This window comes from Halobacterium sp. CBA1126, from assembly GCF_009741975.1.
In the GTDB taxonomy this organism is placed as follows: Archaea; Halobacteriota; Halobacteria; order Halobacteriales; family Halobacteriaceae; genus Halobacterium.
The window spans coordinates 14,870-31,943 of the sequence record NZ_WPCF01000020.1 but is presented as its reverse complement, the minus strand read 5'-3'; the positions used below and the strand labels follow the sequence as shown (position 1 = coordinate 31,943).

Here is a 17,074-nt window from a genome sequence, read left to right as displayed (position 1 = left end):
GCCGTCGAAATCGACCGCTACGACGGCGCCGGCACCCTGCTGCAGTACCAGCGCCCCTCCTCGGGCTGTCTCGGTTACCTCCTCTACCACGACGGCGAGGCGGCGATCATCGACCCGCTGCGAGCGTTCACCGACCGCTACCTCGAAGACGCCGACGACCTCGGCGTCGACCTGCAGTACGCCCTGGACACGCACATCCACGCCGACCACATCTCTGGCGTGCGCGACCTCGACGACGAGGGCGTCGAGGGCGTCATCCCCCAGGCGGCCGTCGACCGCGGCGTCACGTACGCCGACGAGCTGACAGCGGCCGCGGACGGCGACACGTTCGAGGTCGGTGACGCCACCATCGAAGCGGTTTACACGCCCGGCCACACGACTGGGATGACCTCGTATCTCGTCGACGACAGCCTGCTCGCGACCGGCGACGGCCTGTTCGTCGAGAGCGTCGCCCGCCCCGACCTCGAAGAGGGCGACGACGGCGCGCCCGACGCTGCGCGCATGCTCTACGAGTCCCTGCAGGAGCGCATCCTGACGCTACCCGACGACACGCTGATCGGGGGCGCACACTTCAGCGACGCCGCCGAGCCCGCCGACGACGGGACCTACACCGCGCCCATCGGCGAGCTCGTCGACGAGATGGACGCGCTCACGATGGACGAACAGGAGTTCGTCGACCTCATCCTCTCGGACATGCCGCCGCGCCCGGCCAACTACGAGGAGATCATCGCGACGAATCTCGGCCAGAACGCCGTCGACGACGAGGAAGCGTTCACCCTGGAGCTCGGGCCGAACAACTGCGCCGCCAGCCAGGACTCCCTCGCGGGTGACTAACGACGCCGATGGTTGCTGACCCAGTACTGCTCCAGACGGCTGCCGACCTGTTCCCCAACGGGATCAGTCGGTACGCCGTCGGCGGACTGCTCGTCGGGCTCGGCACCGTCCTAATCTACATCGGGACGGGCATCCCGGCCGGCGCGAGTACGTTCCTGGAGTCGACGCTGTCGTACGTCTCCGACCAGTCCCGCTTCCAGCAGTACGTCGGCTCGCGTGACTGGCGACTCGTGTTCACGGCCGGCATCATCCTCGGCGGGCTGGCGTTCGCGGCGACGTTCCAGTCCGGGCTGGTCACGAGTTCGCTGTACGAACCCGGGACGACCGGCCAGCTGTACGAGGTTGCCGGGGTGACGCTCTGGATGACAGAGGTGCAGCCGTGGCGACTGTTCGTCGGCGGCATCCTCGTCGGCATCGGCACCCGGATCGGCAAGGGCTGTACGTCCGGGCACGGCGTCTGTGGCGTCGGCTCGGCGTCGAAGACGTCGCTGGTCGGCGTGCTGACGTTCCTGACCGTGGCAATCGGCACGGCACAGGTCGTCGCCGCGCTGGGGGTGAGCCCATGAGCGACCGCCACCCGCTGTTCAAGCCGCTAATCTTCGTCGGCGGCATCGTGTTCGGGTTCGGGCTCGGGTTCAGCCACATGGCGCGCCCCGAGGTCGTGCTGAACTTCCTCCAGTTCGACGACCTCGGCCTCCCGTTCGTCATGTTCGGAGCCGCCATCGTCTCCGGCATCGCGTTCGCCCTGCTGCCCCGGATTCGAGACGCCGCCCCCCTCACGGGCGACCCCTACGAGCGGCGCCTGAAGCCGTTCGACCGGAACGTTCTCGTCGGCGGCGCCATCTTCGGCGTCGGCTGGGGGCTCTCCGGTATCTGCCCGGGCGCCGCGTACGCGAGCCTCGGCGTCGGCAACGTCACCATCCTGTGGGCGCTCGCCGGCATGTTCGTCGGCGCGTACGCCCAGGGCTACTGGCGGAGCCACAGCCAGAGCCGTGACACGTCTCCGGCGGGCGCAGACTAACCCACTTCTATGGACCCCGCTCTCATCGCCCTCTTCGTCGGCGCAGCGCTGGCTAGCTGTTCATGGCGTGGGTTATCGGCGCCGGGTCGAGCGGCGCCACACCGTTCGCACCCGCCGTCGGCGCGAACGCCATCGCGACGATGCGCGCCGCGCTGCTCGTCGGCATCTTCGGGTTCGCCGGCGCCGTCACGCAGGGCGGCAGCGTCTCGGAAGCTGTCGGGAGCGGGCTCGTCGGCGGCATCAGCTTACCCATCGCCGGTGTCATCCTCGTGTTCGTGTTGGGCGCAGGGCTGATGGCAGTCGGCATCACGACCGGCTACCCGATCGCGACTGCGTTCACCGTGACCGGCGCTGTCATCGGCGTCGGCCTCGCCCTCGGTGGCACGCCGGTCTGGCCGAAGTACCGCCAGATCGCCGCCGTCTGGGTGCTGACGCCGTTCGTCGGCGGCGGCATCGCGTTCACCATCGCGAGCCTCCTCCCGCGCCCCGACGTCCCCGAACGGTACAGCATCCCGGCACTCACCGGCCTCGTCGGCGCCGTCCTCGTGAACATTCAGTTCAGCTTCCTCGGCGAGGCAAGCACGGCGGGAACCGTCCGTGGGCTCGGACAGCGAATCCTAGCCGTCGATGGACTGGTATCGGCAGTCGGAATTACCGGCCTCGCGTCGCTGGCCATCGCGGGCGCCGTCTGGTGGGACGTGAGTCGCGACGAACGCGGTGGCCTGCGTCGAGTGCTGCTCGCGCTCGGGTCGCTCGTGGCGTTCTCCGCCGGCGGGAGTCAGGTCGGCCTCGCTGTCGGGCCGCTGCTGCCGTTGCTCGACGAGGTGGGGATGGTTTCGACGTTCGCCGTGCTCGTTGGCGGCGGCCTCGGGATGCTCGTCGGGTCGTGGACGGGCGCGCCGCGGATGATCAAGTCGCTCGCCCAGGACTACTCATCGCTCGGGCCGCGGCGCTCCATCTCAGCGCTCGTGCCGTCGTTCCTCATCGCACAGCTAGCAGTGCTGCTGGGCGTCCCCGTCTCGTTCAACGAAATCGTCGTCAGCGCCATCATCGGGAGTGGCGCCGCTGTCGGAGGTCGGGAAGCAGTAGATGCCAGAAAGATTTTCCTGACAGTCGGGGCGTGGGCAGGGTCGTTCCTCCTCTCGTTCGCGCTCGCGTACGTCGCCGGTTCGCTTCTGTTGTGACCGCCCGGGACCGAGATCAGTCGGCGGGCTGTTCGGTCTGTCGGCCGGCCTCGATCCCCAAGGGGTCCGACGTGGCAGTCGCGGTGACTAGCCGCAGGAACTGCCCCGCGTTCGTGAGGAGTTTGTTCTCTGCCTTCCGGAGGTGTTCTTCGTACGTCGAGCGGGCGACTGACGTCTGCTCGGCCAGGTCCCGGAGGGAGGTCTGCCGCGGTTGTTCGTAGTAGCCACGTTCTAGTGCTAACTGGAGTGCCGCGAGCTGTCGGTCAGTAAGGTCCTCGAACAGCTGACTCGCCGGTGCCAGCATGCTGTGGGGGATCTGTGTCTCCGAGATCGAGGTCTTCGAGAGGAGTTCGATCTCCCGGTCGGATCGCAGATCGCCGAGCAACTCACGAATGTCGTCACCATCGAACGCGACTACTGTGTAGTGCTCCCAGCCCTGGCGGTAGATCGTCGGTGACTGATACAGGCAGTTGTGCTCCTCGAAGCGGTCGACGATCGACGCTTCGAGCGAACAGAGACAGGACCGGGTCACGACGTGGTACCCGTCTTCGTCCGCCGATTCGTGCAGGACGGTTCCGATCTCGTCGATCTCGTCAAGTAGTTCCTCGCTCGGCGTCGTCTCCGTGCTGATTTCGAGCACTTGGCAGTCGCTCAACGGCCACTCCCGTATGGTCAAGTCGGGATACCGCTCCGATATCTTCCGGTAGGGGCACTCGTGTTTAACCCGAACCGACGCCTCGTACAGGCCCATACGGGACGCTTCGTCGTCGACGCGGTTATCGGTACCGGTCATGTACGGCAGTACCCATATGCGAATATCACTGCTAATCCGGAGTACCGATGCAGGAGATATCGCCAGCGGAACTCGGTGAACAGCTACAGGACGACGATGCGCCACTCGTCCTCGATATCCGCCATCAGGAGGAGTTCGAGGAGTGGCACATCCCGGGCAGCCGCAACGTCGACGTCTACGACGAACTCACTGAGGACCCGGAACAGGCGATCGAACCGCTCACTGACCTCCCTCGCGACGAGCGGATCGTCACCGTCTGTGCCGCGGGCGTCGTCTCACAGGCGGCGACGGAACTACTCCGGGAACTGGGGTACGACGCGGTGACGCTGACGGACGGGATGAACGGCTGGAGCCGCGTCCACCGGCGCGCGAAGGTACCGGCCGACATCGACGGCACGGTCGTCCAGGTCGCGCGTCCGGGGAAGGGCTGTCTCTCGCACGTCCTCGTCTCGGACGGTGAGGCCGCCGTCTTCGACCCGTCCCACTACCTCGACGAGTACCACACTGTCTTTGACGAGTATGACGCCGATCTCGTCGGCGTCTTCGACACGCACGCCCACGCGGACCACGTTTCAGGGGCAGCAGACCTCGCTGCTCGCCACGACGTTCCCTACTATCTCCACCAGAAGGATGCGCTCGCACTCGACGCGACGCCGGTCGAGGACGGACAGACTGTGACGGTCGGAAGCCTCGACATCGAAGTCGTCCACACGCCCGGCCACAGCGAGGGGAGCGTCTCCTTCGACGTCGAGGGGGCGGCGCTTCTGACTGGCGACACCCTGTTCCACGACAGCGTCGGCCGCGTCGAACTCGGGGTCGAGGCCGGTATTGAGGACGCCGACGTCGAAGGGAACGCCGCGACGCTGTACGAGAGCCTCCAGCGGTTGCTGGACTGCCCTGACGACGCGGTGGTCTTACCAGCACACGATCCGAGATCGCCTGAACCGCCGGTGGCCGCCACGCTCGCGGCGGTCAGAGCACGGAACGACGACCTCGGCCGCGACCGCGACGAGTTCGTCGAGGAGCTCGCGTCGGACATTCCGGATCACCCGCCGAACTTCGAACGCGTCAAGCGGACGAACGTCGGCCAGGAGGCGGTCCCCGAGGATGAACTAGCCGAGCTGGAACTGGGTCCGAACAACTGTGCGGCCGAGTAATCCATGAGTACCACAACCGACCTCAAACAGGGCATCCGCGAGCACCTCGGGCAGTTCTCGCTGCACGTCCTGCTTGTGTTCGCGACCGGTCTGACCATCGGCTCCGAGCGGACTGTCGTCCCCGTGCTCGGGGAGGAGGTTCTCGGCGTCGAGTCGTTCCTCGTGATTGGCTCGTTCGTCGTTTCGTTCGGCGTCGTGAAGTCGCTCCTCAATCTCTACGCTGGCAAATGGGGCGAGGAGTACGGCCGTAAGCCCGTTCTCATCGCCGGGTGGGCGACGGCGCTCCCGCTGCCGGTCATCCTCATTTTCGCTCCGAGCTGAGGCTGGATCACCGTCGGGAACGTCCTGCTGGGTGTCAACCAGGCGTTGACCTGGAGCATGGCGATTAACGCGAAGATCGACCTCGCGGGCCCCGACCAGCGCGGGCTCGCAGTCGGAATTGATGAGGCGTTCGGCTACACGGGTCTCGCCGTTGGTGCTTGGCTCACGGGCGTCATCGCCGGCCAGTGGGGGCTGCGTCCCGAGCCGTTCTACTTCCTCGGCGTCGTCGTCGTGCTGGCGCTCCTCGTTTCGATTTTCCTGATCAAGGAGACCGTCCAGTACGCGCAGGCCGAGGGCGACGACGACCACCACGACGCGGACCTACCGTTCGAGGAAGTGTTGAAGCGCGCGACGTACGGCGACCGGACGTTGTTCGCGGCGGCGCAGGCCGGCCACGTCGAGAACTTCGTCGATACGCTGTTCTGGATTGCCGTGCCGCTGTACCTCACGAGTCAGGGGCTGGGCATCGGTGCGGTCGGCGTCGTCGTTGGCGTCCACAGCGCGATGTACTTCCTCCAGATTGCGACCGGCGGGCTCGCCGACCGCATCGGCCGTCGGCCGCCCGTGATCGCTGGGATGTTCCTCGCGGGCGGGGGCGTTCTCGGGATGGTGGTTGTCGATAGCTACGTCCCGTGGGCCGTGCTGGCCGGCGTCTCTGGACTGGGGATGGCGCTGTTGTACCCGAATCTCATGACGGTGCCGAGTGACGCGGCCCACCCGACGTGGCGCTCGGCGGGGATGGGCGTCTACCGGATGTGGCGCGACTCTGGGTACGCCGTCGGTGCGGTCCTGATCGGGCTCTCGATGGAGTTCGTGAACGCGGCTGCCGCGTTCTACGTAACCGCCGGGCTGATGTTCGCGTCCGGCGCGGTGGTGTACGTCTGGATGGAGGAGACCCATCCCGAGTTTGGTACTCACGAGCCCCCGGCGCCAGCGAGTCCCGAGTCTTCCGCGATGACTGCTCAGGACTAACAGCTTCTCTCGGTCGCAGTAGTTCGTTGTCCTCCGACGGTGTGCCCGTTGCGGACGTGACGAGTGGGTAGCCGTGGCTGACGTCACTATAGGATATCGGGGTGGCTGGAATTCCTCCTTTGTCCATCGTGTGGGGCGTCTACATGTTCGCCGAGGTCTGCGTCCGATTTCTATAACATATACCGTACTGCTCCAAATAGTATTGTATAGTGTTTCCACAACCGTTAAGTGATACAGCGAGTTAGGTGAAGTCGAGTAGAATCCCATGAATCCCACAATACTACCAAGGGTGTCGTGAGATGTTCGGTCTCGAAACGCTGAGCGGGTCAGCACAGGCCGCAGTTACAGTCGGAATCGTCTTTCTGCAAGCTATCGCACTCTACGTGGGGTACGGCGCACTCACAAGGGTCGCCCAGCCAACCGTCCTCGACGCGCTAGGAGGTGAATGACGATGGAAATACTCGGATTGAGCCTACTGATGGTCGGCGTGTTCGTTGGATTCGGGCTGCTCATCGGGACCCTCTTCGGATTCTTCGGCATGGGCGGGTCGTTTCTCGTGACGCCCGCGCTACTCGTGATGGGATATCCGTCGACGGTCGCCGTCGGCAGCGGACTGGCGTTCGTCTTCGGGACGAGCGTGATCGGCGCGCTCCGCCACCGCGACCACGGACAAGTCGACTACAAACTCGCAGTCATCATGACCGTCGCGATGACCGTCGGTATCGAGGCCGGGAAGAGCGTCGTGTTCTTCCTCGAAGCGACCGGGATGGCCGATCTCGTCATCAACGTCGCATACGTCGGCCTGCTCGCTACCGTCGGACTGTTTACGCTCCGTGACTCCTGGACTGACAGCAGTAACGACGGCGATACGGATACTGATCTCGCCGACCGCGTCCAGTCAATTCACCTCCCGCCGATGGTGACGTTGCGCGGTGGCGTCCGCGTCTCCGGGACGATCGTCTTCGCTGTCGGCCTCGTTATCGGGATTCTATCTGGGTTCCTCGGCGTCGGCGGTGGATTCCTCCTCATGCCCGCGATGATGTACGGCCTCGGCGTCCCCGCTGCGATCGCCGTGGGAACGGACATCCTCCAGATTACGATTTCCGGCGCGTTCGGCGCGTTCACCTACGCGCAATCCGGGGCCGTCGCGCTCCCCGTCGTCGCGTTCCTCCTCCTCGGGAGCGCTCTCGGTGCGCGCATCGGAGCGGGCGCGACAAATCTCGTCGACGAAGACGAGATTAAAGGGTATTTTGCCGCGATGCTCCTCGCCGGGAGTCTCGCTGTCGCCTCGAACAAACTCGGAACCGTCTACGATATCGCGGTGCTCAACACGTTGAGCACCGTACTGATTTTCGGAGCCGCGCTCCTCGTTAGTGGCGCCGTCGTGGTTGCGGCCGTCTGTCGATTGCGCTCTGATCAGACTGGACGGTGGTGTCGGCTGACTACATCGCAATCAGATTGATCCGCCCTCGAGTACGGTACCGGCGCGACACTCCGCTGGGCGTTTGTTCGGGCTGTCGACCGAGTGTGGCCTGTGTAGCGCGCGATTGTGGAATCTATACACAAACCTTTTATCGGCATATCCACTACGTACTAGTGATAATAATGCCAGATTCGATGTCTGAACAACTCCGCAGTGACATGGAGTGTGAGGGGCTGCTGGAGTGCTTCCACGGCCTCAAAGAGCTCGATAAGGAGTGCTTTCAGGCGCTCGTCGAGGCCGACGAACCGCTGACCGTCGACGAGATCGCCGAGGCAGTCGACCGCGAACGCTCGACCGCCTACCGCGCCGTCCAGCGTCTGCTCCAGACCGGTTTCATCGAGAAGAACCAGATCAACTACGACCAGGGCGGCTACTATCACGTCTACTCGCCGACGGACCCCTCGAAGATCGCCGACGACATGCAGCGGCTGCTCAACGACTGGTACGCGAAGATGGGCCAGCTCATCCAGGAGTTCGAGACCAAGTACGAACAGGCCGAGACTACGGCCCCGCCCGCCGAAAGCTAACCCTTTCCACTTCTCTCGCTCTCTCGAGTTCTGGGACTCGTCTCGGGACGCAGCTTCTTGGCTGTTACCGCGTTACGACCGCTCTTTCCTGTCGGTATCCTGTATTGGGTAGTATTGTACATATTATCCAAAACCCTTAATTAGCGCTGGTGCATACGTACTGGTGATGGCAACTGATACTGCATCCGACGCTGGCACCGCGTCCACGACCGAACCGCTCCACGTCGACGGGCAGTCCCAGCTCGACGACGTCATCGCAGACAACGACGTCGTGCTCACGGACTTCTACGCCGACTGGTGTGGGCCGTGCCAGATGCTCGAACCGACCGTCGAGACGCTCGCCGCCGAGACCGACGCGACCGTCGCGAAAGTCGACGTCGACGCCAACCAGGAGCTCGCCGCCGCCTACGGCGTCCAAGGCGTGCCGACGCTGATCCTGTTCGCCGACGGTGAACAGGTCGAGGAAGTCGTCGGTCTCCAGGGCGAAGACCAACTCCGAACGCTCATCGAGACCTACACCGAGTAAATGGCCCAGGACATTCACGACCTCGTCATCGCCGGATCGGGAATCGCCGGCCTCTCGGCAGCCGTCTACGCCGCGCGCGCCGACCTCGACCCCCTCGTCCTCGAGGGCGACGAGCCGGGCGGCCAGCTCACGCTGACGACCGACGTCGAGAACTACCTCGGCTTCCCTGACGGCGTCGGCGGCATGGACCTCGTCCAGCGTGGCAAAGAGCAGGCCGAGGAGTTCGGCGCACAGTTCGAACACGGCCGCATCGAGGGCGCAGCCCTGGACGGCCAGCCGCTGGAGCTGTCGCTGTCGACCGGCGACACGCTCTACACGCGGTCGCTGATCGTCGCGACCGGCGCGAGCGCGCGCTGGGTCGGTGCCGAGAACGAAGACGAACTGATGGGCCACGGGCTCTCGACGTGTGCGACCTGCGACGGCGCGTTCCACCGCAGCGACGACGTCCTCGTCGTCGGTGGCGGCGACAGCGCCATGGAAGAGGCGTTGTTCCTCGCGAAGTTCGCCGACTCCGTGACGGTCGTCCACCGCCGCGAAGAGCTGCGAGCATCGGAAATCATGGCCGACCGCGCCCGCGACCACGAGGCCGTCCAGTTCCGCTGGAACACGGAACTCGAAGCCATCCACGGCTCCCAAGCGGAGGGCGTCACCGGCGCCACGCTCGTCTCCCATCCCGACGGATACCCCCGGGAGAAGGCCGAGTCCGGAATCGACGTCGAACGAGAGACGGTCGACGTCGGCGGCGTGTTCTACGCCGTGGGTCACACGCCGAACACGCAGTTCCTCGAGGGGACCGGCGTCGAGCGCGACGACGACGGCTACATCTTCACGCAGACCGACGACGCTGGCCGCCCCACAGCCCAGACGGCTGTCGAGGGGGTGTTCGCTGCCGGCGACGTCGCTGACCCCCGCTACCGACAGGCAATCACGTCCGCCGGCACCGGAAGCATGGCTGCTCTCGACGCCGAGGAATTCCTCGAGACGCTCCCGGGCGCAGACGAATCGACCGCTACTGTACCAGGCCGTTCGGAACAACCAGCACCATGATTTCCACGTTCGCCGCCGTCCTCGTACGTGGTGCCGCTGGGTCTGCCTTCTCGTTCGCAGCCTCCGGCATAGCCACTGCTCAAATGGGCGGTGGTCATGGTGGGATGGGCGGCGGCATGGGCGGTTTCACCTTGTGGCCATTCGTCTGGTCGGTCGTCCTGCTGAGTGTGGTCGCAATCGTCGCTTACGGTGTGTTCGTGCACGGGCGTGCTTCGGTCGAGGAACAGAACCAGACGGATGCCGCACTCTCGACGCTTCGGTCCCGGTACGCCCGCGGCGAGCTCTCCGAGGAGGAATTCGAAGAGCGCCGGCGTCGGCTCAAGGAGTGACCGGTAACGCACCGCCCGGAGCGACGGCGGCATCGCAGGGCGAAACCCGAATTGTGTACGAGAGGAGCACGGCGGTCTGGTAGGTGTGTCGACTCGATGGGGAGGCCGGCATGCTCGTTACCGAACTGCCGTCACAGAGTCGACGGTGAACACCATGTGATATATGCATCGGTGAGCGGAAAGCCAAACCAGTGCGGACTGAGTATCAGAACCTCCTCCTATTCGGCATATACAGCGTCTGTGGTGCGCTCGTTTTCGTCGGCGCGAAGCTTGGCATGCCGGACGTGCCGCCACTTCTGTTCGCGGCACTCCGCCTCGACATCGCCGGCGTGGCGTTACTCGCCGTCGCCGGCTGGAGTTCGACGTACTGGCTCCCCCGTACGCGCCGCGATGTGCTCGGCGTGGGCGTCGTCGGCGTGTTCACGCTCGGGGTCATGAACGCCATCTTGTTCGCCGGCCAGCAGTACGTCACCAGTGCCGTCGGCGCGATTGCCTACAGCTTCATGCCAGTCCTGACGACGGGATTCGCCGTCCTCCTGTTGCCAACAGCCTCGCTTGACATCGTCGATGCATTCGGCATCCTCCTCGGATGCCTCGGGGTTGGTATCGTCGCCCAGCCGTCGGCGGCAGCCATTCATGCAGACCGTCTCATCGGATTCGGATTGATGATTGGGAGCGTCGCGATATTCGCCCTCGGCACCGTGCTGACCCAGCGGGTGCAACCAGCGCTTCCCCGTCTCGCGCTCACCGCGTGGGGTGTGGTCCTTGCTGCGGCCGTAAACCACGGTATCGCCGTCGTCTTTGGTCACTCGCTGAGTGCGATCACGTGGAGTTCTGCCGCCATCACTGGTGTTCTCGTCGAGAGCCTCCTCGCGACAGCCGTCTTGTACGCCGTCCATTTCGAACTCATCGACAGAATCGGACCGGCTCGAACGAGCCTCAATTTCTATCTGCAACCAATCGTCGCAGCACCGATCGGATTGGTATTGTTCGACAACCGATTGGCGACCGTGAGCCTGCTTGGCTTCCTCATCATCTTCGCCGGGTTCGTCCTCATCGAGAGGGACGTGATACTCGATACCTACTACCCCGCGACGTGAGACCGGCCCTCTAGCTGCTGTTTACAACCACTCCGTCTACGAATCGTCGGTCACGAGCGACGGGGAAAGCGGCAGCCGCGAACGAGCTAGGCTGTCACATCTGCACCGGTTCAACCGCGGTGATACTCGGCAACCAAGGTATCGTCCTGGCGGACTTAGAAAGGCCGACGCGGCTGAATCTTTCAGGAAGGGACTAGGTACTCAGAACGGCGATTGCTACTCTTCGGGGGCTTCAGACTGAGCCTCGGCGAGGACGTCCACACCCGCTGGTGACACATCGAGGCGGATTCCTTCGACGGTGAACTGGACAGTAACACCCCCATCAGACGAAGCCACCAATTGTTCGAGTGCCCCGACGTCGATGTACTCCTGAAGCTGGTAGGAATTATCCTCCAGTCCACACGCCTCCAGTGTTTCGATAATCTCGACGAGGAGGTCATTTGGCTCGCCCGAACCGCCGGTTGGTGGAGAATGCATCTGAACGCTCGTGGCTAAGGGTGACAGGCGTTTAAAACGCTAGGAGTCAACTACAGAAGCGAATCGATTCTTTGCTTGACTAAACGCGTTCGGGATAGCGTCGGCGCAACCAGAAGCGATTATGCGCTTTGACGCTGACTGGATGTCTCGCGCTGATGACCGCATTCTCGAGCATCTCGCTGAATCGGGCCCCGATACCCCGAAAGAGATGGCAGACAGCAATCGAGTTCGCTTCTCCCGCCAACACATCAATACCCGCTGCAAAACGCTGGTCGAATACGGCCTTCTCGTCCACCTCGGCAACGGCGTCTACGATATCACGCGAACGGGAGAGCAGTATCTCGCCGGCGAGGTTGACGCTCGAAACCTCGACCCCGAATAGCGTCAGCTGGCGCCGGCGACCAAGTCCTCGATGAACCGGACTCCGTCCACGTCCGGTACACCGCGAGACATGGCGCTCAGCCCTGATCGCTCGACGCCCGGGAATCCACTTCTTCCGGGTGACTGTGGTCAAGCGACGCCACTGAGGAAGGCGCCGGCGCCGTACGCGACGGCTGCTGCTAGTAAGCCGACGGTGAGCATTTCGAGCCCGCTGCGGAGCCAGCCGCGGCGCGTGACGAACGTTCGGCTCGCGCCGACGACGAAGAACGCCGTCCCGGTAGCGAGCACGGAAACGCTGAACAGCGGGGTGATCGAGAACAGATACGGGAACAGCGGCGTCCAGCCTGCGATGATGAACGCGAGGAAGGTGACCGCTGCAGTTCTCGACGGCGGTTTTTCTGCTGGCGGGGATGCACCGACGACGCTCTGATACGCGATGTCGGACTGACGGCTCAGGTAGCTGCTCATCCCCATCGAGAACCCGTCAGCGAGAAGGTTTGCCACGCCCAGAATGACGACGATACCCGGATCGAGAGCCGCACCTGCAACACCGGCGACAACTGCGAACGTCGTCACGATACCGTCGTTTGCACCGTAGATCACTTCTGCCAGGTAGGCCCCGGACGGTTCCGCCTCACGATCGAGAAAACGAGTCAACATACTTCTAACCTGTCGAAGCGAGAAAATAGTGGTTTCGGGTAATCACCCTCGACGAGCGGTCCCCGCTATTTCGGGACTGCTGGATCGGAGAAACCACCCGTACTGTTTCAAGTGACCTCGACGAACTGCCGGTGATGCCCCGTTCGCTCCCCTCCACGCGGACTGCCGCCGTCCTCCTGCTGTTAGTGGTCGGTGTCGCGCTCAGCTTCTCGTTTCACGTGACGGCCGCCGACCCGAGCGTGACGTACACAGCAACGCCTGTCGAACCGGACGAGCAGCCGGACGTGGTCACGCGAGCAGCGACCAACGTCACCAACCTCGACGACCGGCTTGCCGGCACGCCAACCCAACACCGGCAACCGATCCACCGCGCTGCAGCCACCGGCGCGTACAACGGCAGTCTCGACCCAGAACTAGACATCGTCGTCGACGACATCGAATCCCCGTACGTCTGGTACAACGGCAGTTACTACACCTGGAGCATCTCGACCGACAGCGAGACGACCGCCGCGACGATCCGCATGCAGCCGACCGACGCAGAAACTGTCTTCGAACAGGTCAGCCAGCCGACCGCGGGCGCACCCGCGGAAGTCACGACGGCAATCGAGGAGGGGACGGCGACCGGATTCACCGTAGACGCCGGCCTCTACCAGCAGGACGGCCAGTACTACGCCGTCGCCCCCGAGCGTGAAGGAGCGGTGCTCGCCGAGCTCGGGCAGATCCTCGCCGGGTTCGTGCTCACGCCAGTCGGCCGCGGGTACACCGCGGTGGCCATCGGCCTGCTCGCCTACCGCGTCCGCGAACCGACGCGTGACCGGCCAGTCACGCCACGGCGCGCGCTGGGGATTGCCGCGCTGGCGCTGCCCGTCGCCGGCCTCGGCACGGCGGTCTTCGAGAGTGGCTCGCTCACGCGGTTCGTGACTGGGCCGGCCAGCGCGCTCGCTGTCGCCGCCGGCACTGTCGCCGGCGTCTTCGCGGCTCGACGCCAGTGGCTCCGGCTCGTCGGCGTCTCGCTCGGAACCGCGGTCGTGGTCGCGGTGGCGTTCGTCGCCGCACTCGGCGTCGTTGGCGCGATTCTCGGCCCGCTCGCCGTGCTTCTCGGGTTCGTCGCGGGGAGTGTGCCGTTCGCGTACGGCTACTGGTTCGCTCAGCCCCGCCGCGAGCACTGACCTCGACGGGGGTTCAGGGGCGGGTGGGTTTGCGGAGCGTGAGACGCGGGACACGAGTTTTGAGTGCGGCGCGAGATGGCTGATTCATGGCGCTGAATATCGGGTCCGCGTTCACGGACGGGATTCGCCGCGTGGCGAACCGGAACGGGTTGAAACTGGTCGCCGGCTACATGCTGCTCGGCCTCATCTGGCAGGTCGCGTTCTACAGCGCGTTCGTCATGTGGCTCGAGACGACGGAGATGCCGACCGACGAAATCGGATTACCAGTAATCGACGCCCCGTTCGTCCTCCTCGTCGTTACAGCCGTCCTCTCGCTGCTCGCACTCCAGTATCTCACCATCATCGCACTCCGGACGTTCGTCGGCGGGCACACCACGACGATTCCGCGCGAGTACTACACGCGGAACGTCCTCTTCGTCCTCGTCAACTCCATTCTCGGCAGCCTCGCGTTCGGCATCCTCGTCACCGTCGGCTCGATCTTCCTCATCGTCCCGGGCATCATCGCGTACGTCGCGTTCCTCTTCATGATCGTCTACATCACCGTCGAAGACCAGAACTTCATCACCGCCCTCCAGAGCAGTTGGACGCTCACCCGCGGCCACTGGCTCTCGATCTTCGGGCTATTAGTCATCCTCTTCGTCGTCCTCGGCATCTTCACCGGCATCCTCTCGGTCGTCGTGCGACTCGCCATCACCGCAGCCGCCAGCCAATCCGTCGGTACCCTCGTCTCCGGCGTCATGACCCTCCCGTTCTCCCTCCTCGTCCTCGGCATCCTCGCCGAAGCGTACACGCAACTCCGCGACACGCAAGCAACAGCTGACGACCTCTAAACAGCCCCACCGCTCCCCTCTCGCCGATTCCCCACCCATCCTGTCGGTTAGTGTTACGAATCGACCGGCGAGGACTATGATCTACTCCGCGACCACCGGAACTAGACAGCAAACACGTACCTTGCAGACATGCCGGAGTCACCGACGCACTATATCAGAATCTCTCACTCGGCGTAAGCGAAGCGACGTCAGGCGTTGAGTGAACCACCGCGGGAAACCACCCCATCAGGAACAACCCCATCCTCGCGCCAGCCTCTGGCGTCGTAGTACGCGTCGAGGGCGTCCTCGAACCCCGGTAGCTCGTCCTCGTAGGGGAGGCGGTCGTCGTCGCGGTCAAGGCCGCGCTGATTGTTGAAGTGCCGTTCCAAGGTCACGACACGGCTCCCGACGTCCAGCAGCGTATCGAAGTCCTCGCCGAACAGCATCTCGTAGCGCTCCGGGCTCATGTAGTCACGGGAGAACTTGCAGACGACACCGCTGTCGTTGAGCGCCATCAGATTCTCACGCTGGACGAGCCGCTCGGCTTTGCCGTCGAAGCCGACGGGATCCATCGCTTTGTCCTCGTCGACGAGGGGGTACTCCACGGAGTAGAACACGGCGTACATGTGGTCGGCGCCCCGGTTCGCGACGGCGTACGAGAGTGCTTGCCCGTGGAGAACCCGGCCTTCGTGTGCGGCGAAATCGAGGTTCTTCACCGACCAGTTCTCGACGCCCAACTCGTCGTGAACCCGCCCGATACCCTCCGCGAGTGTGTCGCCGACGTCTTCGCGGTGGGCGATCTGTTCGACGAGGTCCCAGACGAGGTCCTCGTTGCCGAACTCGTCGTTGGCGGCCAGATACGCGGCGATGGTGTTCCCAGTCGAGATGGCGTCGAGGCCGTACTCGTCACAGAGCTGGTTGGACTTCATCACGTCGACGATGTCGTCGACACCCGAGTTCGAGCCGAACGCCATCGCCACCTCGAACTCTGGGCCTTCAGTCTCGACGCCACGGGCTTCGTCTTTCGTGGGGAGTTTGCACGCGAACGCGCACGCCGAACACGTCCCCTTCTTGTATTTCTTCTCGGCGACGGCGTCGCCGTTGATCCCTTCGACGCCCTCGAAGGACTGCTCGGAGAAGTAGTACGACGGGAGCCCGTCCATCTCGTTGGCGAGGTCCATCACCGACACGGTGCCCTGTTCTTTCATGATGTGGTCGTCAGTCGCCGCCTCGCGGTGGATTTCCATCTGGCCGGCGGGCACGTCGATGTCCGGACGGGAGTCGCCGTCGAACGTGATTGCTTTGACGTTTTTCGCGCCGAGAACGGCGCCGAGGCCGCCCCGACCGAACGCGCGTTCTTCGGTCGTCATAATGGAGGCGAACCGCACCTGGTTCTCACCGGCGGGCCCGATACAGGCGACATGTTCGGATTCGAGGCCGTGCTCGTCCTCGATGTACGAACATGTCTCCGGGACCGTAGCCCCCGCGAGGTCTGGCACTGCCTCGAACGTGACGTCGTCGTCGTCGCGAACGTGCACGATGACGAGGTCGTCACTTGCGCCGGTGAATTCGACGGCGGCGTAGCCGGTATCAGCGAAGTGCCGAGACATGAACCCACCGGCGTTCGAGGAGAGCAGCCCGTTCGTAAGCGGGGAGACAGCGGTCGCGTTCATGCGGCCGGTGAAACTCATGTTCGACGTCTGCATCGGCCCCGTCGTGAAGACGAGGCGATTCTCTGGGCCGAGCGGGTCGGCGTCGAACGGCGTTCGGTCGTGGACGAGCTTCGTGCCGACGCCCCGCCCGCCGATGAATTCTTTGAGCTGTTCGGTGACGTCCGTGTCTGACGTTGTACGGTCGGTCAGATCGACAGTAAGAAGCGGCCCTCGGCTGTGGAGCATAGCTCACTAGCGGTAACCAGGCGCAATAAATCTAATCTAACTCCACTCCTCCGCATCCCCGGACATCAGCCAAACTATCCACGTCGGTGAATACTAATCGTTACCCAGTCGCCGCCCATAGACGACGATGAGATCTGCAGTCTCTCGATCAAATCGCGTCTGCAGCGTCTCAAGCTCGTCTACCCGATTAACGAACTCAGTAGTAGGTATTCTTACCTGTTAGATGTTTTATCAATATAATTATCCTGATTATCTAAATCGTGATTATACTAATCTAGATTTTACTATTTCTGTGAGGAGAGGATTCCATCGTTCACCACGACCTGAAGTTGTTTCCAGCGCGTATCTGCAGATCGCGTCACCGAAGTAGGAACCCCACCCGCAAT

General features: G+C 63.9%; 17 protein-coding genes and 2 pseudogenes. 15 read left to right on the top strand and 4 right to left on the bottom strand.

Annotated features, from left to right (window positions below; translation table 11 throughout):
- From GJ634_RS04565 to GJ634_RS04550, 4 genes and pseudogenes are all read left to right on the top strand, one after another.
- Nucleotides 1-834, top strand: an 834-nt coding sequence (locus GJ634_RS04565; RefSeq protein WP_157500713.1) for an MBL fold metallo-hydrolase, incomplete at its 5' end; no start/stop codon positions are given.
- An 8-nt stretch (nt 835-842) separates the two neighbouring features.
- Nucleotides 843-1,400, top strand: a complete 558-nt coding sequence (locus tag GJ634_RS04560) for a YeeE/YedE family protein (protein ID WP_157500712.1) — start codon at nt 843-845, stop codon at nt 1,398-1,400.
- Nucleotides 1,397-1,855: a YeeE/YedE family protein gene (locus tag GJ634_RS04555; protein WP_157500711.1), complete on the top strand. Its 459-nt coding sequence runs from the start codon at nt 1,397-1,399 to the stop codon at nt 1,853-1,855. The genes GJ634_RS04560 and GJ634_RS04555 overlap by 4 nt, the downstream gene beginning before the upstream one ends.
- Nucleotides 1,856-1,864: 9 nt before the next feature.
- Nucleotides 1,865-3,039: pseudogene (locus GJ634_RS04550) on the top strand (inorganic phosphate transporter).
- Between the two features lie 16 nt (nt 3,040-3,055).
- Here GJ634_RS04550 and GJ634_RS04545 read toward each other — a convergent pair.
- Entirely contained in the window at nt 3,056-3,790 is a 735-nt protein-coding gene (locus GJ634_RS04545) for a helix-turn-helix domain-containing protein (RefSeq protein WP_157500717.1), read from the bottom strand.
- Nucleotides 3,791-3,879: 89 nt separating this feature from the next.
- Between GJ634_RS04545 and GJ634_RS04540 the strand changes: the two genes are divergently transcribed.
- From GJ634_RS04540 to GJ634_RS16590, 8 genes and pseudogenes are all read left to right on the top strand, one after another.
- Entirely contained in the window at nt 3,880-4,989 is a 1,110-nt protein-coding gene (locus tag GJ634_RS04540; protein WP_157500709.1) for a rhodanese-like domain-containing protein, read from the top strand.
- A 3-nt stretch (nt 4,990-4,992) separates the two neighbouring features.
- Nucleotides 4,993-6,282: pseudogene (locus GJ634_RS04535) on the top strand (MFS transporter).
- Between the two features lie 451 nt (nt 6,283-6,733).
- Nucleotides 6,734-7,744, top strand: coding sequence for a sulfite exporter TauE/SafE family protein (locus GJ634_RS04530; protein ID WP_197425395.1), 1,011 nt, complete (start codon nt 6,734-6,736; stop codon nt 7,742-7,744).
- Between the two features lie 143 nt (nt 7,745-7,887).
- Nucleotides 7,888-8,292 carry a helix-turn-helix domain-containing protein gene (locus tag GJ634_RS04525; protein WP_157500708.1) on the top strand — a complete coding sequence of 135 codons (405 nt, stop codon included), beginning with the start codon at nt 7,888-7,890 and terminating at the stop codon, nt 8,290-8,292.
- A 166-nt stretch (nt 8,293-8,458) separates the two neighbouring features.
- The gene (gene trxA / locus GJ634_RS04520) at nt 8,459-8,818 is read left to right on the top strand and encodes a thioredoxin (RefSeq protein WP_157500707.1); all 360 of its coding nucleotides are present in this window, start codon (nt 8,459-8,461) and stop codon (nt 8,816-8,818) included.
- On the top strand, nt 8,819-9,865 hold the full coding sequence (locus tag GJ634_RS04515) for an NAD(P)/FAD-dependent oxidoreductase (RefSeq protein ID WP_157500706.1): 1,047 nt from the start codon (nt 8,819-8,821) through the stop codon (nt 9,863-9,865). It abuts the gene before it with no gap.
- Complete coding sequence (locus GJ634_RS04510; RefSeq protein WP_157500705.1) at nt 9,862-10,194, top strand: SHOCT domain-containing protein; 333 nt, start codon at nt 9,862-9,864, stop codon at nt 10,192-10,194. Before GJ634_RS04515 ends, GJ634_RS04510 begins: the two co-directional genes overlap by 4 nt.
- Nucleotides 10,195-10,385: 191 nt before the next feature.
- Entirely contained in the window at nt 10,386-11,294 is a 909-nt protein-coding gene (locus tag GJ634_RS16590; RefSeq protein ID WP_331713988.1) for a DMT family transporter, read from the top strand.
- Nucleotides 11,295-11,510: 216 nt separating this feature from the next.
- On the opposite strand, the gene GJ634_RS04500 is transcribed toward GJ634_RS16590, so the two are convergent.
- A complete protein-coding gene (locus tag GJ634_RS04500) occupies nt 11,511-11,771 on the bottom strand; it encodes a HalOD1 output domain-containing protein (RefSeq protein WP_157500704.1) in 261 nt (86 codons plus the stop codon).
- A 121-nt stretch (nt 11,772-11,892) separates the two neighbouring features.
- Between GJ634_RS04500 and GJ634_RS04495 the strand changes: the two genes are divergently transcribed.
- Complete coding sequence (locus GJ634_RS04495) at nt 11,893-12,153, top strand: helix-turn-helix domain-containing protein (protein ID WP_157500703.1); 261 nt, start codon at nt 11,893-11,895, stop codon at nt 12,151-12,153.
- Nucleotides 12,154-12,281: 128 nt separating this feature from the next.
- Here GJ634_RS04495 and GJ634_RS04490 read toward each other — a convergent pair whose 3' ends face one another.
- The gene (locus tag GJ634_RS04490) at nt 12,282-12,812 is read right to left on the bottom strand and encodes a VIT1/CCC1 transporter family protein (RefSeq protein ID WP_157500702.1); all 531 of its coding nucleotides are present in this window, start codon (nt 12,810-12,812) and stop codon (nt 12,282-12,284) included.
- 134 nt (nt 12,813-12,946) lie between these two features.
- Between GJ634_RS04490 and GJ634_RS04485 the strand changes: the two genes are divergently transcribed.
- The gene (locus GJ634_RS04485; RefSeq protein ID WP_157500701.1) at nt 12,947-13,981 is read left to right on the top strand and encodes a hypothetical protein; all 1,035 of its coding nucleotides are present in this window, start codon (nt 12,947-12,949) and stop codon (nt 13,979-13,981) included.
- Nucleotides 13,982-14,067: 86 nt separating this feature from the next.
- Nucleotides 14,068-14,811 carry a hypothetical protein gene (locus GJ634_RS04480; RefSeq protein ID WP_197425393.1) on the top strand — a complete coding sequence of 248 codons (744 nt, stop codon included), beginning with the start codon at nt 14,068-14,070 and terminating at the stop codon, nt 14,809-14,811.
- Nucleotides 14,812-14,999: 188 nt separating this feature from the next.
- Here the strand turns inward: GJ634_RS04480 and GJ634_RS04475 are convergent, their stop codons facing one another.
- Nucleotides 15,000-16,688 carry an aldehyde ferredoxin oxidoreductase family protein gene (locus GJ634_RS04475; protein ID WP_157500700.1) on the bottom strand — a complete coding sequence of 563 codons (1,689 nt, stop codon included), beginning with the start codon at nt 16,686-16,688 and terminating at the stop codon, nt 15,000-15,002.
- Nucleotides 16,689-17,074: the final 386 nt, after the last annotated feature.

Excerpts from the sequence above, each read along its gene's own strand:
- GJ634_RS04515 (WP_157500706.1), top strand. The coding sequence starts at position 8,819 with ATGGCCCAGGACATTCACGACCTCGTCATCGCCGGATCGGGAATCGCC.
- GJ634_RS04480 (WP_197425393.1), top strand. The coding sequence starts at position 14,068 with ATGGCGCTGAATATCGGGTCCGCGTTCACGGACGGGATTCGCCGCGTG.
- GJ634_RS04500 (WP_157500704.1), bottom strand. The coding sequence starts at position 11,771 with ATGCATTCTCCACCAACCGGCGGTTCGGGCGAGCCAAATGACCTCCTC.
- GJ634_RS04560 (WP_157500712.1), top strand. The coding sequence starts at position 843 with ATGGTTGCTGACCCAGTACTGCTCCAGACGGCTGCCGACCTGTTCCCC.
- GJ634_RS04485 (WP_157500701.1), top strand. The coding sequence starts at position 12,947 with ATGCCCCGTTCGCTCCCCTCCACGCGGACTGCCGCCGTCCTCCTGCTG.
- GJ634_RS04525 (WP_157500708.1), top strand. The coding sequence starts at position 7,888 with ATGCCAGATTCGATGTCTGAACAACTCCGCAGTGACATGGAGTGTGAG.
- trxA (WP_157500707.1), top strand. The coding sequence starts at position 8,459 with ATGGCAACTGATACTGCATCCGACGCTGGCACCGCGTCCACGACCGAA.
- GJ634_RS04530 (WP_197425395.1), top strand. The coding sequence starts at position 6,734 with ATGGAAATACTCGGATTGAGCCTACTGATGGTCGGCGTGTTCGTTGGA.
- GJ634_RS04545 (WP_157500717.1), bottom strand. The coding sequence starts at position 3,790 with ATGGGCCTGTACGAGGCGTCGGTTCGGGTTAAACACGAGTGCCCCTAC.
- GJ634_RS04495 (WP_157500703.1), top strand. The coding sequence starts at position 11,893 with ATGCGCTTTGACGCTGACTGGATGTCTCGCGCTGATGACCGCATTCTC.
- GJ634_RS04490 (WP_157500702.1), bottom strand. The coding sequence starts at position 12,812 with ATGTTGACTCGTTTTCTCGATCGTGAGGCGGAACCGTCCGGGGCCTAC.
- GJ634_RS04540 (WP_157500709.1), top strand. The coding sequence starts at position 3,880 with ATGCAGGAGATATCGCCAGCGGAACTCGGTGAACAGCTACAGGACGAC.
- GJ634_RS04475 (WP_157500700.1), bottom strand. The coding sequence starts at position 16,688 with ATGCTCCACAGCCGAGGGCCGCTTCTTACTGTCGATCTGACCGACCGT.
- GJ634_RS04510 (WP_157500705.1), top strand. The coding sequence starts at position 9,862 with ATGATTTCCACGTTCGCCGCCGTCCTCGTACGTGGTGCCGCTGGGTCT.
- GJ634_RS04555 (WP_157500711.1), top strand. The coding sequence starts at position 1,397 with ATGAGCGACCGCCACCCGCTGTTCAAGCCGCTAATCTTCGTCGGCGGC.